This is a genomic window from Sphingobacterium sp. SGG-5 (assembly GCF_011043525.1).
Lineage (GTDB): Bacteria > Bacteroidota > Bacteroidia > Sphingobacteriales > Sphingobacteriaceae > Sphingobacterium.
The window spans coordinates 1-13,230 of sequence record NZ_JAAKGO010000006.1 but is presented as its reverse complement, the minus strand read 5'-3'; the positions used below and the strand labels follow the sequence as shown (position 1 = coordinate 13,230).

At 45.9% G+C, this 13,230-nt stretch carries 11 protein-coding genes; 3 read left to right on the top strand and 8 right to left on the bottom strand.

Going from position 1 to position 13,230, the window contains the following annotated elements; translation table 11 throughout:
* Nucleotides 1-42: 42 nt before the first annotated feature.
* Together polA and G5B30_RS10380 are read right to left on the bottom strand one after the other, a co-directional pair.
* Complete coding sequence (polA, locus tag G5B30_RS10385; protein WP_165319931.1) at nt 43-2,844, bottom strand: DNA polymerase I; 2,802 nt, start codon at nt 2,842-2,844, stop codon at nt 43-45.
* Between the two features lie 69 nt (nt 2,845-2,913).
* Complete coding sequence (locus tag G5B30_RS10380; protein WP_165319930.1) at nt 2,914-4,953, bottom strand: hypothetical protein; 2,040 nt, start codon at nt 4,951-4,953, stop codon at nt 2,914-2,916.
* Nucleotides 4,954-5,132: 179 nt separating this feature from the next.
* Between G5B30_RS10380 and G5B30_RS10375 the strand changes: the two genes are divergently transcribed.
* Nucleotides 5,133-5,336 (top strand): hypothetical protein, encoded by a 204-nt coding sequence (locus G5B30_RS10375; RefSeq protein WP_165319929.1) that lies wholly within the window; start codon nt 5,133-5,135, stop codon nt 5,334-5,336.
* 58 nt (nt 5,337-5,394) lie between these two features.
* Here G5B30_RS10375 and G5B30_RS10370 read toward each other — a convergent pair whose 3' ends face one another.
* Genes G5B30_RS10370 through G5B30_RS10355 form a run of 4 tightly spaced genes read right to left on the bottom strand, consistent with a single transcriptional unit; the run spans nt 5,395 to nt 8,312 of the window.
* Nucleotides 5,395-5,976 carry a hypothetical protein gene (locus tag G5B30_RS10370; protein ID WP_165319928.1) on the bottom strand — a complete coding sequence of 194 codons (582 nt, stop codon included), beginning with the start codon at nt 5,974-5,976 and terminating at the stop codon, nt 5,395-5,397.
* Nucleotides 5,976-6,752, bottom strand: a complete 777-nt coding sequence (locus G5B30_RS10365; RefSeq protein ID WP_206367082.1) for a metallophosphoesterase family protein — start codon at nt 6,750-6,752, stop codon at nt 5,976-5,978. Before G5B30_RS10365 ends, G5B30_RS10370 begins: the two co-directional genes overlap by 1 nt.
* A 40-nt stretch (nt 6,753-6,792) precedes the next feature.
* A complete protein-coding gene (locus G5B30_RS10360; protein WP_206367081.1) occupies nt 6,793-7,095 on the bottom strand; it encodes a hypothetical protein in 303 nt (100 codons plus the stop codon).
* 56 nt (nt 7,096-7,151) lie between these two features.
* A complete protein-coding gene (locus tag G5B30_RS10355; protein WP_165319926.1) occupies nt 7,152-8,312 on the bottom strand; it encodes a PepSY-associated TM helix domain-containing protein in 1,161 nt (386 codons plus the stop codon).
* 111 nt (nt 8,313-8,423) lie between these two features.
* Here G5B30_RS10355 and G5B30_RS10350 point away from each other — a divergent pair, with 111 nt between their 5' ends.
* Both G5B30_RS10350 and G5B30_RS10345 read left to right on the top strand, forming a co-directional pair.
* Nucleotides 8,424-10,634 (top strand): TonB-dependent receptor plug domain-containing protein, encoded by a 2,211-nt coding sequence (locus tag G5B30_RS10350; RefSeq protein WP_165319925.1) that lies wholly within the window; start codon nt 8,424-8,426, stop codon nt 10,632-10,634.
* 9 nt (nt 10,635-10,643) lie between these two features.
* Nucleotides 10,644-11,882 (top strand): DUF4374 domain-containing protein, encoded by a 1,239-nt coding sequence (locus G5B30_RS10345; RefSeq protein ID WP_165319924.1) that lies wholly within the window; start codon nt 10,644-10,646, stop codon nt 11,880-11,882.
* Between the two features lie 81 nt (nt 11,883-11,963).
* Here G5B30_RS10345 and G5B30_RS17490 read toward each other — a convergent pair whose 3' ends face one another.
* Together G5B30_RS17490 and G5B30_RS17485 are read right to left on the bottom strand one after the other, a co-directional pair.
* Nucleotides 11,964-12,434 carry a PD-(D/E)XK nuclease family transposase gene (locus G5B30_RS17490; protein WP_262886598.1) on the bottom strand — a complete coding sequence of 157 codons (471 nt, stop codon included), beginning with the start codon at nt 12,432-12,434 and terminating at the stop codon, nt 11,964-11,966.
* 20 nt (nt 12,435-12,454) lie between these two features.
* Nucleotides 12,455-12,973 (bottom strand): Rpn family recombination-promoting nuclease/putative transposase, encoded by a 519-nt coding sequence (locus G5B30_RS17485; RefSeq protein WP_262886597.1) that lies wholly within the window; start codon nt 12,971-12,973, stop codon nt 12,455-12,457.
* Between the last annotated feature and the right edge of the window lie 257 nt (nt 12,974-13,230).

Below are 13,230 nucleotides of genomic sequence, written 5' to 3'. Positions count from 1 at the left end.
TTGAATTTATGCAATGCAAACTTAGATAATTTTCTTATAACTTTAATGCGCTTCCAACCAATTCGTCCCTTCGCCTATTTCGACCTCAATAGGCACCCGCATCGGAATAGCATTTTTCATGCGGTCAACGATGATGGCTTTAAAGGTGTCGACCTCCGTTTTGGGAACATCAAACACCAGTTCATCGTGTACTTGCATAATCATCTTACCCGACAGCTTTTTAGCCACAATATCCTCCTGAATACGAATCATGGCCACCTTTATCATATCTGCTGCCGACCCTTGTATAGGGGCGTTAATGGCATTTCGCTCGGCGAAACCACGTACCGTCATATTTGCCGAGTTGATATCCCGCAGGTAACGTCTTCGCTTCAAGATGGTCTCCACATAACCACGCTCTTTGGCAAAGTCAATCGCTTTGGACATATAAGCCCGGATACCCTGATATTGTGTAAAATACTGATCGATAATCTCCGCCGCTTCCCGACGGGGGATGCCGAGACTCTGCGACAGTCCGAAGGCCGACTGCCCATAGATGATTCCGAAGTTTACCGCTTTCGCATTGCGCCGCTGGTCGGAAGTAACTTCGTCCAACGTCACCCCATACACCTTGGCCGCCGTTGCCCGGTGAATATCGTGTCCCAAGGTAAACGCCTCCAACATCTGCTCATCCTGGCTTAGCTCCGCCATAATCCGTAGTTCAATCTGCGAATAATCCGCCGAAAGCAGCACATGCGTGCTGTCCCGAGGGATAAAGGCTTTACGCACCTCCCGGCCCTTTTCCGTGCGGATAGGGATATTCTGCAAATTGGGGTTCGTCGAACTCAGTCTTCCTGTAGCCGCGACCGCCTGATTGTACGAGGTATGGATCAGGCCACTGTGTGGATTGATCAGTGTAGGCAGGGCATCCACATAAGTAGATTTTAGTTTCTGGTACTGGCGGTAGTCCAGGATATCCTGTACAATGTCCGATTTATGGGCCAACGCGAGCAAGACATCCTCACCGGTTTTATATTGTCCTGTTTTGGTTTTCTTCGCTTTCGGATCCAGCTGCAGCTTGTCAAATAGCACTTCACCGAGTTGCTTCGGCGAAGCGATGTTAAACCGCACCCCGGATTTCTCATAGATACGGGCTTCCATGGTCTGGATTTCTTTTTCCAGTTCCCCGGAAAACGTACGGAGTGTTCCTTCGTCAATCTTGACGCCATTTTTTTCCATTTCCGCCAGCACATACACCAACGGAAACTCCACGTCATCGGCCAGCTGCCGGGTATGCGTTTCCTCCAGCATAGGCGCAAAGCGTTCATACAATTGCCAGGTAATATCCGCATCTTCAGCAGCATATTCTTTGATCAGCTCCATATCCACGTCGCGCATATTGCCCTGGTTTTTGCCTTTCGCACCGATCAGTGACGTGATGGACACCGGCGTATAACCCAGGTAGGTCTCGGCGAGTATATCCATGCCATGGCGCATATCGGGTTCTATCAGGTAATGGGCGATCATCGTATCGAACAATGTTCCCCGAACCTCCACCCCGTAACGCGAGAGAATAAGGATATCATACTTCAGGTTTTGGCCAATCTTCGTAATCGCCGGATTTTCAAATATTGGTTTGAAAACCTGCACCACCTCCAGTGCCTGCTGGAAGTCCGGTTGCACAGGCACGTAGTAGGCTTTACCCGTTTCGGTAGAGAAGGAAAATCCCACCATCTCCGCCGTCATCGCATCCAAGCCCGTCGATTCGGTATCAAAACAGAAGCAGGCGGTCCGGGAAAGGGTTTCCGCCAAGGCGATCCGCTCTTCCGGCGTATCGACTAATATATATTCATGTTCCGTATTGCTCACATTTTTGGCCGGAACAGTCGGCTGTATGACCTCTTCTACCTGCACCTGTACCGACACTTCCACCGCCGTTGCAAAGAGGTCCATCTGTGCAGATGGGGATTTGCTCTGGTTTTCTACGACAGAAAAGTCATCACCAAACACCCGTTTCCCGAGCGTACGGAATTCCAGTTCCGCAAAGAGCGGTTCCAACACCTCTCTATTGGGTTCCTGTAATTCCAATTTATCTTCCTCCAAAGCGATCGGGACATCCAACAGGATCGTCGCCAATTTTTTCGATATCAGACCTTGCTCTGCAAAGTTAATGACATTCTCCTGCTGCTTCCCCTTCAGCTTGTCGGCGTTGGCAATCAAGGCTTCCACCGAGCCGTATTCCTGAATAAGCTTCTTGGCTGTTTTTTCCCCAATTCCCGGAATACCCGGAATATTATCCACAGCATCACCCCATAACCCCAGAATATCGATCACCTGACATACGTCCGTTACTTCCCATTTCGCCTGAATTTCCGGCACGCCCAACACTTCTGCACCATTGCCCATCCGCGCAGGCTTATAGATAAATATATTTTCCGACACCAGTTGCCCGAAATCTTTGTCCGGTGTCATACAAAATACCGTAAACCCCTCCTGTTCGGCTTTCTTGGCCAACGTACCGATGATATCGTCGGCTTCATAGCCATCCATCGTAATCAGCGGAATATTAAAACCTTCGATCAGTCTGAAAATATAAGGAATAGCATTGGATAAATCTTCAGGCATCTCCTGCCGATGCGCTTTATAAGCCTCAAATTCAAGATGCCTGTTGGTCGGCGCTGCCGTATCAAAGACCACTGCAATATGGGTAGGCTTCTGATTTTTCAGCACTTCCAATAAAGTATTTGTAAAACCGAGTACAGCACCTGTATTCAGTCCATAAGAGGTTAGTCGCGGAACTTTGCTTAAGGCAAAATAAGCTCTATAAATAAGAGCCATGCCATCTAATAGGAATAGTTTTTTCACAAAAGAATGTTTACGTCCTTGACAAAGGTAATAAACACAGAACAAAGTAACCAGTGCCAAAGTTATGGACTATGTCCAGCTGATGACAAGCTGCTGATCACCTGCGGGTTCGGCGGGATTGCCTGTTTGACGCAAAGGAATATGCTGGCCATCAGCCAACCGTAGCGTATATGGCTTTCCTTTGGTACCACACAGCCGTAACATACAAAAATAATCAGCCGACCCCAGCACCTGGATCGTTACGCTCCGGGTTGTTCGTTTACGGATAACAAAGGGATAACTGATGAAACAGGTATGGTTAGAACTGTCAAGTTCCAAAAAGTGAAAATGCAGCAACGAAAACAGACATCCGGCACCATACACCTCTTGACCCACTGCGCCGATAGCTTCCCATCCGTCGCCCAGGTCCTCTACGGGTATCCACGCTTTTTTGTGCAGGTAACCCGTTTTTACTTCTGTTGCCAGTGTATCCTCCGGCAGGAGAGGCGGAAAATAATACGGCAGCCGCGCAGATGCATATTTGATGTATTCGGGCAAGAAGACAGTGATTTCCCGCGACAAAGGCGCTCTACCGTCATAGGCCATACGCATAAAACGATGAAAGGAGGCCACACATTCCTGTTCTTCAAAGACTGCCGAATAGGGCGCATCTGGCAAGGGAAAGAGGGCAAAGAACGTAGGGTATGTTTTTGAATTTCCGTACCGTCTTTCCCACAACCCCGTATTCCGTATCAGATTACCCAGACACAGTTCGCTGAGCTGAAGATAAATATCCTCCTTCGTTAATGTCCATAGCTCCAGCAACGCTTCGGCTGCATAGGCGGTGTTATTGGATTGGTAAATTAAGTCAAAGCCATAGTCGCGTAATTTTTTGGCAGCGCGCTTGGCCTCGCTGAGGTATATCTCTTTTTTGCTCAGCTTATAAGCACGCAACATCAGAAAAGCATACATTCCGCCCACATCTTTTTCCCCTCCTGCTCCCGGCTCAGTTTCCTTTTTTTCCGCTTCTAAGGTATCCACATCATAAAAAACGGGCCAGGTATAATCGAAATGGTGGGCTTTTTTAGGGATCCAACGCACAAAACAGCCTAATTTCTCGTCAAAAAAGGCGGGAAATCCCTGTAATAGTTCTGTACAGATCCTTTGACACGCGCGGGCAGGATAGGTATGGCTGTACAGTAACAGGGGCGTCAGCACAGCGAGCTGGACCATACTTTCCACCGGATTATGGTAATCGTTCATGTATGCATTCAGATAGGCATGTGGGCCCACCTGCTGCCAGCAGCCGTGATGTCCATCCAATTCTTTCAAAACCTTGATCGCGTAACGTTGTAGCGGACGAACGGTCGGCCGAGGCCTCGTTATCCGTTGATACACGTTCTCCAACGCCGACAGATACTGCAGTGAAGCTTCCCAGGCATTTTCCGGACGGGCCGGATTAAAAATCAGATATCCCTCCCGAAAGCCATATTTTTTACCCTTCTGCAAGGGCAACGCTGACGGATTGGACGCCTTAAATCCCAATTCTGGCCAGGCGACCTGCACACTGTCACCCAAACTGATCTTCGTATCTTCCGCATAGCTGTTTAACGCAGTAAGATTTTGGAAATAAAACAATGTTCCCGGCGTGTCCTTGCCAAAATCCGTAAAACAAGTGCCGGAACGCAGTTGCTTCTGCTGTACATACACCTGCCCTTTAGGAGGAATTGCCAGCCCTTTTTCATGCAAGATCAACACTTCGCGAGGGGTATCTACTCCGCACAAAGCTGCAGAAGGCCGATAGTCGACCTTATATTGGATGTGCAGTAAATCATTTAGGGTCAAGGAAACACGTATATGAAAAGCGCCTATGGCACTATTTACTTTCAGTACAAAACGATCGTCACCCGCATGTACCCAGTCGCACGAAGCCAAAGAATCTCTTAAGTAAAGCAGTTTTACAAACAATATTCGCGTATTGGGCAGATGGACCTGTAGCAGAACCTCTTGTGCGGATGAACGTAAGGCGTAACGATAATGATCCGATGCCCCTTCATACAGGGTGTGATATTTATCTTCTATAGCATGTTGCCGGGTCACCTGCGCCGGGATCGAGATCGAACGTTCCATAATGATTTAATGTTATGCTTGTTGAACGGTTCTTTAGGAGCAAGGTTGTCGACATACAGCATTCAGGTGAAACTACGGTATATCGTCGGTTAGCAAACCGTATAAACACCTGAATACAGGGTGTTTTACAACCTAGGGGTACCTTCTACGTTTTTATAATAACGTAAAACACAACGATCATGGCAACAAAAAATGAAAACAGGCTCGTGGGCAAGGAGATGGAGAAGAAAAAGAAAGTAAGGATAGGAAAAGACGGCGAAGTAATCGAGGATGCCGACATCAAGCACGACGGCGACGCCGAAGCTGGTGTAGATCCACAGCAGGAACAGCTGAACGATACACCTAACGACCCTACAGACAGACCGCGGGAAAGAAAAAGCTAACCCCAACGTCCGCAATCGGCAACTATTCCCAATACGCATATCGCATGACGCAATACGATTATTGATTAAGATGATAGATTACACCGATTGCGGCGCTGAACATATAGGGAAAAGAGAAAGCTTCCAGGTTCTTGAAAAAATGGATCAGCTGCTTATCGGTTGTACCCAACTCGTAATACGCCCCAATATTTTTGTATTTGATTTCACTGCCGACAAAGACACCGATATTGAGACCCGGCCGAATCAGGTAATATCCGGGGCTATAATATTCGGGAAGCCGGACAAAATACCGATCTCCAAAGGCGTAGTTACCCCATAGGCCCACATTGATCCACTGTATATTGACGTTCTGACTGTAGCTACGGTCGAGTGTCCCGTATCTACCCTTTAACGTCAAAAGATGTAGAGTGGAGCCAGCGGCATATTTTGCTGGTACGAAACCGTACAGGATATCTCCTTTCCAGTGTTTCTGTGGTGATGCATAACCTATTCCCGTAGAAAGAAAACCGATATTGCCCGCAAACTGAAGCTTAATATTATCCGGTGTTAATTTTTGAAAAAAGTTTGCCGTATCTGTTGATTGACCTTCCGCAAAAAAAGCTAAAAGCATATATAGTATCGTCCATATAAAGCGTTTCATCAGTACGAGATAAGTTGGATATTTACGGTATGGTCTGCGACATCGACTTTGACATAGGATCGTGTATGTATCGCCGGAATGATAAGATAAGGTAAGTTGTCCTGAAATGGTGTCGTGAGGTGATAAGCATGGGCATGGCCGTTCATCACTAAACGGGCCTTATCCGAATCCGCAACAAGATGCGCAAAATCCTGACTCAACGCCGGATCAAAGTCCGACGATAGCGGATCGATATGCGACAGATAAAATATGTTGACCATTTCATCCAGATCTTCCTTATCCAACTGTTGACGGATCCAGCCTAAATCAGGTGTACTGCCGTCAAAAGCCCGCTCCCGCGAATTGGAATTGAACACGATAAATCTGTTTTTCCCAAAGTCAAACGTAAAATTCTCAGGTCCGAAAGCCTTACGGTATATAGCCGTACCATTTCCCAACATATCGTGGTTGCCTATGGTGGCCACGATCGGAAATTTCAGCCGTTCTGTAAACTTGAAATAATCGTTGTATTCATAGCTTGCCCCAAAGTCCGTGATGTCCCCACCATGTAGGACAAAGGCAATATCATCGGTGCTATAGGTCGTATTGGCATGTGTAACGAAGTCTTTCAGTTGCTTATACCCAATCTGCGTATCCGAGATCAACAAAAAGGAAAAGTTTTCCTCAACCGGCAGTTGACCAATCCTCGCGATAGCTTGTAGGTTCAACTGCTCAACTAGCGGACGCACCTCAAGCAGCGAAAACTGAAAGGGCTTTCGGCATTGCGCCATAAGCATGCATGCACTGAGAAATACATACAACAGCCACGATCTTTGCCTAAAAATCCTCACTCTGCTCCAAGTCTTCGTGGTTATCACCGCCAAGGCTGTAGTAGTTGTTTTCCTCGTCTTCCGAACCGATCTCTTCTAAATCGTCATCCAACTCAGCGCCCGGAACATCCAAACCTTCGTCCAGTGAACGCTCTTCCTCCTCCGATTCCGACAACTGACCGAGTCGCTCATCCGGCACTTTCTCTTCCTGTTTGTAAATATCTTCGTCTTTGGAATAATGTGGATAGCCAGGAAAATCTTTATCCTCTTCGGACTCTCTGTTATTTTTTTTTGGATCTTGCATCATCATCTTGTTTTATAATGAATAAACAAGTGAGATACAAAATAGTTGAGGTAGTGTGTTACTTACTTTTTCTTATTCCACCATACTAAGAATCCGGTGATAGGCAAACTGGCACATACTAAGCTAATCAAAAAAGCGAAAACTTTGCCGGACAATCCTCCTACCGACCCGATATGCAGGTCATAATTCATCATCGACAATTTATCCGCAAAGGATGCCTCCCGATACCGGCTGCCTTCCATTTCCAACGGCTCTAGCGTATAACGGTCGTAGAAATATTCACTGTGGTCGTACCAACTTCCTTTGTCATGATATACCGTGATATCGATCGGATCGTCATCATCAGCCGGATAGGGCGTCATATACATGCCATTGACCTCATCCGTCTTCTCCAAAGTCAGGTACCACGCTTTGTCCAACGGACTCACCTCGCTATTCCAAGCTATCTCTTTATTGGCGAGATCCGAATGCGGATGATGGTGTCCCACTTTTACCTCTCCGCCGGATGTTACATAATAAAGTGCGCGGTCAAACCAGGTAAAGCTCCACACTAAGCCGGTGAGACCCAATATCAGGGCGAACACCAAACTATAAAACCCCAACACATTATGCAGATCATAGTTTACACGTTTAAAGGATGCCCTCCACCGGATCTTAAAACTTTGGTCTTTATGCGTTTTATTCCAACGCCTGGGCCACCACATGACCAGACCCGTAATCAACAGTACGACAAAGATCAATGTCGCTACCCCCACAACAGGACGCCCGATGTTATAGGGCAACCAAAGAGCCCGATGTCCATCGATGATGAAGCGAAAAAAATCAAACTCACCGCCACCAATAGGGGTTTGTTTTTTAAGAAATTCTGCCGTATAAGGATTCATGAAGATAACCGAAAACGTCCGTTTGCCACCTACCATACCCCCATAACCAATAGCTGCGGCTCCCGTCGAATGGCTATACGTCAGCCCGGTAGGGTGCTGATCGGGCATATACTTGGCTGCCGTGTCCAGAAGCTGGCTCGGCGGAACTAATGGTGCGTTTCTTTCTTCGACGAAACGCCATGGTTCCACGGCGTCTTTGATTTCCTGCTGAAAGGCATAGAAGCAACCGGTTATACTCACGATGAATACGATGATTCCTGACACCAGCCCCAACCACAGGTGGAGCCAGTCATTGATACGTCGCATCAATCCTTTTTTCTTCGGTTTTCTATTCGCCATAAATTACACTAAACTGTTATTCCGACACAAATATACTAACACAAAATACATTTTCTATTTAAAATTAGTCTAAATTACCCTATATTTGTCACACAAAAAAGACGGAGGGTTATGCGTCCAAAAAATAATATTTTTCAAAAAGCGTACAATCTCACGATTGCGCTTCTCTTTATATGCTGTTTTTTTACGGTAAACGCACAGGACAAAGTCTCCGCTATCATGGCAGCTAAGGACACATTGGATCAACCGGACCCAAAAAACATCGACGAAGTCACGGTCCTCGGACAGACAGCGGGCAGAAAAGTGAAAGAAGAACCTTTTAACGTCAATGTTATCGAAACAGCAAAACATTTTAACTCGACGCAGGACCTCAACCAATTGCTGACCCGTACGACAGGTATCCGGGTTCGTGAAGATGGTGGCTTGGGTTCTGATTTTCGGTTTTCGTTGAATGGCTTTAGTGGCAAATCTGTCAAGTTCTTTATCGATGGGATGCCGATGGACAATTTTAGTTCGTCGCTGTCGCTGAACAACTTTCCGGCCACTATGGCGGAGCGCATTGAGATTTATAAAGGCGCTGTTCCCATGACTCTCGGTGCCGATGCACTGGGTGGGGCTATTAACATAGTCACCCGCAACAATCCCAACTACCTGGATGTATCTTATAGCATAGGTTCTTTCAATACCCACAAAGCCGGTCTTAACGGTGCTGTTACGAACCCCGAAAATGGACTATCTGTTCGTTTTAATGGTTTTTATAACTACTCGGACAACAACTATAAGGTGGATGTACGGCCGATCCGCAACAACACTTACCTTCCCGAACAAGAGGTAGAGCGGTTTCACGACAGCTATGCCTCAATAGGTGGACAAGCGGAAGTTGGCTTTCGGGACAAGTCTTTTGCAGACCAGCTTTTTATCGGGCTGATTGCATCAAAAAATGATAAAGATATCCAGACGGGCGTCGTCATGGAACAGGTTTATGGCGCACTGACAAGGCATAGCTCCTCTCTTATCCCTACACTCAAATACAAAAAAACAGACTTTTTTATCGAGGGACTGGACTTCAATCTCTACAGTGCCTACAACACGAGTAAGAACGCCCTTATAGACACTGTAGGTTTGGTGTACAACTGGCTACAGGAGACCACCCCCAACAGCATTACCGCCGAGCGTCAACGGACGCAACAGATGAACAACGATCGCGATGGGCTGATTACGGCTAACCTGTCCTATGCGTTGCATAAGCAGCATAACCTGTCTTTGAATTATGTGCTCACTGATTTTAAAAGAAAGACAAGCGATGTAGAAGACCCCGATAATGTCACCTATAAAATGCCTCAACGATTGCAAAAGCAAAATATCGGCCTCGGATTGGATAGCCGCTTTGGCAACCTGCGAACCAACATTTTCGCCAAATATTATAAACTTCATGCGGAATCGTTTGAAAATGTTTCGCAAAATAATATCGCTGAATATCAAAGCATATCGACTGACCGCAATAACCTCGGCTATGGCATTGCCGGCACCTATCACCTGTTGAGCAGTCTTCAATTCAAAGCTTCATACGAACATACCTATCGGCTTCCCGAACCCTCCGAATTGCTCGGTGACGGGCTTTTTACGATTCGGAATGAAAACATCAAGCCGGAAAAAAGCGATAATATCAATGTTGGGGCCTTATATGGCTTTCTACTAGGAGAAGACCATCGGTTTCAGACAGAAGCCAATTTTATTTACCGAAATTCCAAGGACTATATCCGCTTGGAACAGGCCCGAAATCAGCCTACAGGACGGAAGTTTATCAATGTCGGCGATGTAGAAACCACCGGCGCAGAGGCAGCGATCCGATACAGCTGGCGTGAGCTGTTGTTTGCCAACGCCAGCCTCAGCTATCAACATATCATTGACAAGACCGAATTTATTTATTCGACCAACTTAAGTGGTACTTCTCAGACGAAGAACCTGAACTATGGCTACAAGATTCCAAACACTCCGTACCTTTTCGGCAATCTCGATCTGGGTACGCGTATAGGCAACCTGGGCAAAACGGGCAACACACTGCACATCCATTACCTGGTTAACTTCATCGAGAAGTATTACCTGACGCCGCAACAGCTCGGGTTAAACAATACAGACATTATCCCCCGTCAATGGGCACATAGTATACTCGCTGATTACAGCCTTCGCGACGGAAAATACAATATCGCCGTTGAATGCCACAATCTCGCCGACAGCAAATTGTTCGACAACTACCGACTGCAGAAGCCGGGTCGTTCTTTTGCTGTGAAAATCAGATATTTTATAAATAAACACTCTTAAAATAATAATATGAAAACAATAAGACATCATTTTTATGCCGCTGTGGCCTTAAGCCTGGCCGTAGCCACAACATCTTGTAGCAAAGATCCGGTGCCGGATAATGGCAATGAAGGGCCACTGATTGAGGGCAACTCTACCTATGTATTAGGTGTAGGGGTTACCGATGCAGAAAACAATTCAACGAACTATATCGTACATACCAGCAATCTGCTGAGCGGCAAAATATCGCTCATCAACAATGGTATTCTACAGGAAGGTTACCGCGAATATATTACCGTCGGCAATAACTTCTACAGCATCGGTGGTCTGGGCGTAAACAATGTAGACGCGTATTATATCAATGATCAAAGCCGCTTGGTCGCAAAAACAGGGTTGGTTTTTGAAAATGGCGCCAGCGACTATCTTTCAGTAGACAACGGACAGGCCTTATTAGGCGTACAGGTAGCTACAGATGCCAATTACGACGGCAATGCCGAGTTTTTCTTTGTAGATGTCGCCTCCAACAGCATTGAAGATAAAGTAACTGTGCCTACAAAGGACATTTATGAAGCAGACGACAATGGTCACGGGTGGAACCATTCGGGCATTGCCATTCGCGGCAACCAGGCTTTTCAAACGATATTTCCCATCAGCAAAGCTTGGGCCACACCAGATGTAAGCCGCAACTATGTTGCCGTATACAGTTATCCCGACTTCGAATTCCAAAAGCTCATCACCGATACCCGCACTGGTCCTGCTGGCGCACCGCTGTTACGCTCGGGAATTTTTGCTACTGAATCCGGTGATCTATACACCATTTCACACGATGGATACGGGTTCGAACAAACCCAAGATATGAAAGACCCAGCTATCCTGAAGATCAAAGCCGGCACGGACGAATTTGATGAGGATTATTATTTCAAAACTACCGGTATTGCTAATGGGGGGCGCATCATTCGGGCTGTCTATGTAGGCAACAACAAATTGTTCGCACAAATCCATGACAAGGCGGAAACGACGCAATGGGACCAGACAGGCTTACGGTATGCCATCGTCGACGTTGTAGAGAAAAAGATTACCGCAGTGGCCAGCACACCTATTTATGACGGAGCTGAAGATATGTTCGTCGAAGGTAACAAAGTATATATTCCTGCTAAGGTTGGAAACACCCTGAATGTCTACGAAGTCGACGTGACGACAGCTACGGCTAAGAAGGGTGTCGAAATCGAAGCAACTTACATCAAAGGCCTCGGCAAATTAACAAAATAATAAGACCCCTAACTATTAAGGGAAAGAAACTGGTATGAACCGCTTCTTTCCCTTAATTTCATGCTACCATAAAAAACCTTTTTACTTCAGCTTTTCGATCTCTTCAACCGAGAGCCCGAGAATATCAGCAATCATTTCGACATTAAAATCACCTTTCAACATCTTTATAGCTGAAGTACGTTTCTCGGCTAATTTCTCTGCTTCTGCCTTGGCACGTTCCTCTTTTCTGCCTTTCGCCAGACCTTTTGCTAAACCCTGTTCCAAGCCCTGTGCCAAGCCTTGTTCCAAACCCTTCTCTATAGCTTCTTCCACCATCTGTTCTTGCGTTCGACGGATGGAATATTCATCCCATTTGTTTTTCAGACTTATATCGTACATCTCGCGCTCCTCCTTATTTAGTTTACTATATTCAGCAATACGGAATAACTTCTCAAATATAGGCTTTCGTAGATAAATCGGTAACTTATCCATCTTGGACATATTCTTCAGCACGTAAAGCCACCTATCCAGATCACTTTCCAATCCTAATTCATCTTTTACAAAGTTAACCAATTTATCATGAATATTTGTTTTTAATGGAATGATAGAGCCCTTCGGGGTTCCACATAAATAAATCCCAAATATTCATAGAAAACTTTTCCTGTATCTCTGTTACACAGACAAATATCATGCAGAAAATCACTCGTATCTCCGTCAGACATCATAAAACCATCCATCAAAACAATAACATAGACCTCGCTAATAGCATAATCCCATTCCCGACGCCTGCCCTTAGGAGCTTGGTCCGCTATCAGTTTACTCCCATAGTACAACATCCGGCGTTTGATATTTTTCTGATCACTGCGCTGTACTTCGATAATGAATTTCTCTCCGTTATCTGCCGTACAAGTCAGATCGAAAATAACAGCTCCTGTTTCCTCTGTTACACCAACATGTTCATTTTTATTATAGACCAGCTCTTTTATTTTCTTTCTCCCTCGAAATAAGTCGTTCAGAAACGCTATCAGTAAGTCCTTATTGACTTCTGATCCGAATATCCGCTTAAAACCGTAATCTGTAGTGGGGTCTATATATTTTGGTTGTCCTATCATATTTGAGTGATTTTGGTAACTCAAAGATAAGAAATACACACGATATATGCTAATATTATTAGTAATTAATTTCTTTTTATTCCGCCGTAGTAAGAATCTCCTGACAGGTAGACTATAACAACCCTACGCCGCCGACTCTATATCGCAGACCGATCTCATGGGTGTTGACGGAGATACGTTGGTCCAATGTACGGCTGTTCGGACTGAACTGGTAGCTATAGCCGATACCGAAGTCACCGAAGTTCAGCTGCAGCAAA

Bases quoted from the DNA above. Each gene is read 5' to 3' on its own strand.
- G5B30_RS10365 (WP_206367082.1), bottom strand. From the start codon at position 6,752: ATGCTTATGGCGCAATGCCGAAAGCCCTTTCAGTTTTCGCTGCTTGAG.
- G5B30_RS10350 (WP_165319925.1), top strand. From the start codon at position 8,424: ATGCGTCCAAAAAATAATATTTTTCAAAAAGCGTACAATCTCACGATT.
- G5B30_RS10375 (WP_165319929.1), top strand. From the start codon at position 5,133: ATGGCAACAAAAAATGAAAACAGGCTCGTGGGCAAGGAGATGGAGAAG.
- G5B30_RS10380 (WP_165319930.1), bottom strand. From the start codon at position 4,953: ATGGAACGTTCGATCTCGATCCCGGCGCAGGTGACCCGGCAACATGCT.
- G5B30_RS10360 (WP_206367081.1), bottom strand. From the start codon at position 7,095: ATGATGATGCAAGATCCAAAAAAAAATAACAGAGAGTCCGAAGAGGAT.
- G5B30_RS10370 (WP_165319928.1), bottom strand. From the start codon at position 5,976: ATGAAACGCTTTATATGGACGATACTATATATGCTTTTAGCTTTTTTT.
- G5B30_RS17485 (WP_262886597.1), bottom strand. From the start codon at position 12,973: ATGATAGGACAACCAAAATATATAGACCCCACTACAGATTACGGTTTT.
- G5B30_RS10345 (WP_165319924.1), top strand. From the start codon at position 10,644: ATGAAAACAATAAGACATCATTTTTATGCCGCTGTGGCCTTAAGCCTG.
- G5B30_RS10355 (WP_165319926.1), bottom strand. From the start codon at position 8,312: ATGGCGAATAGAAAACCGAAGAAAAAAGGATTGATGCGACGTATCAAT.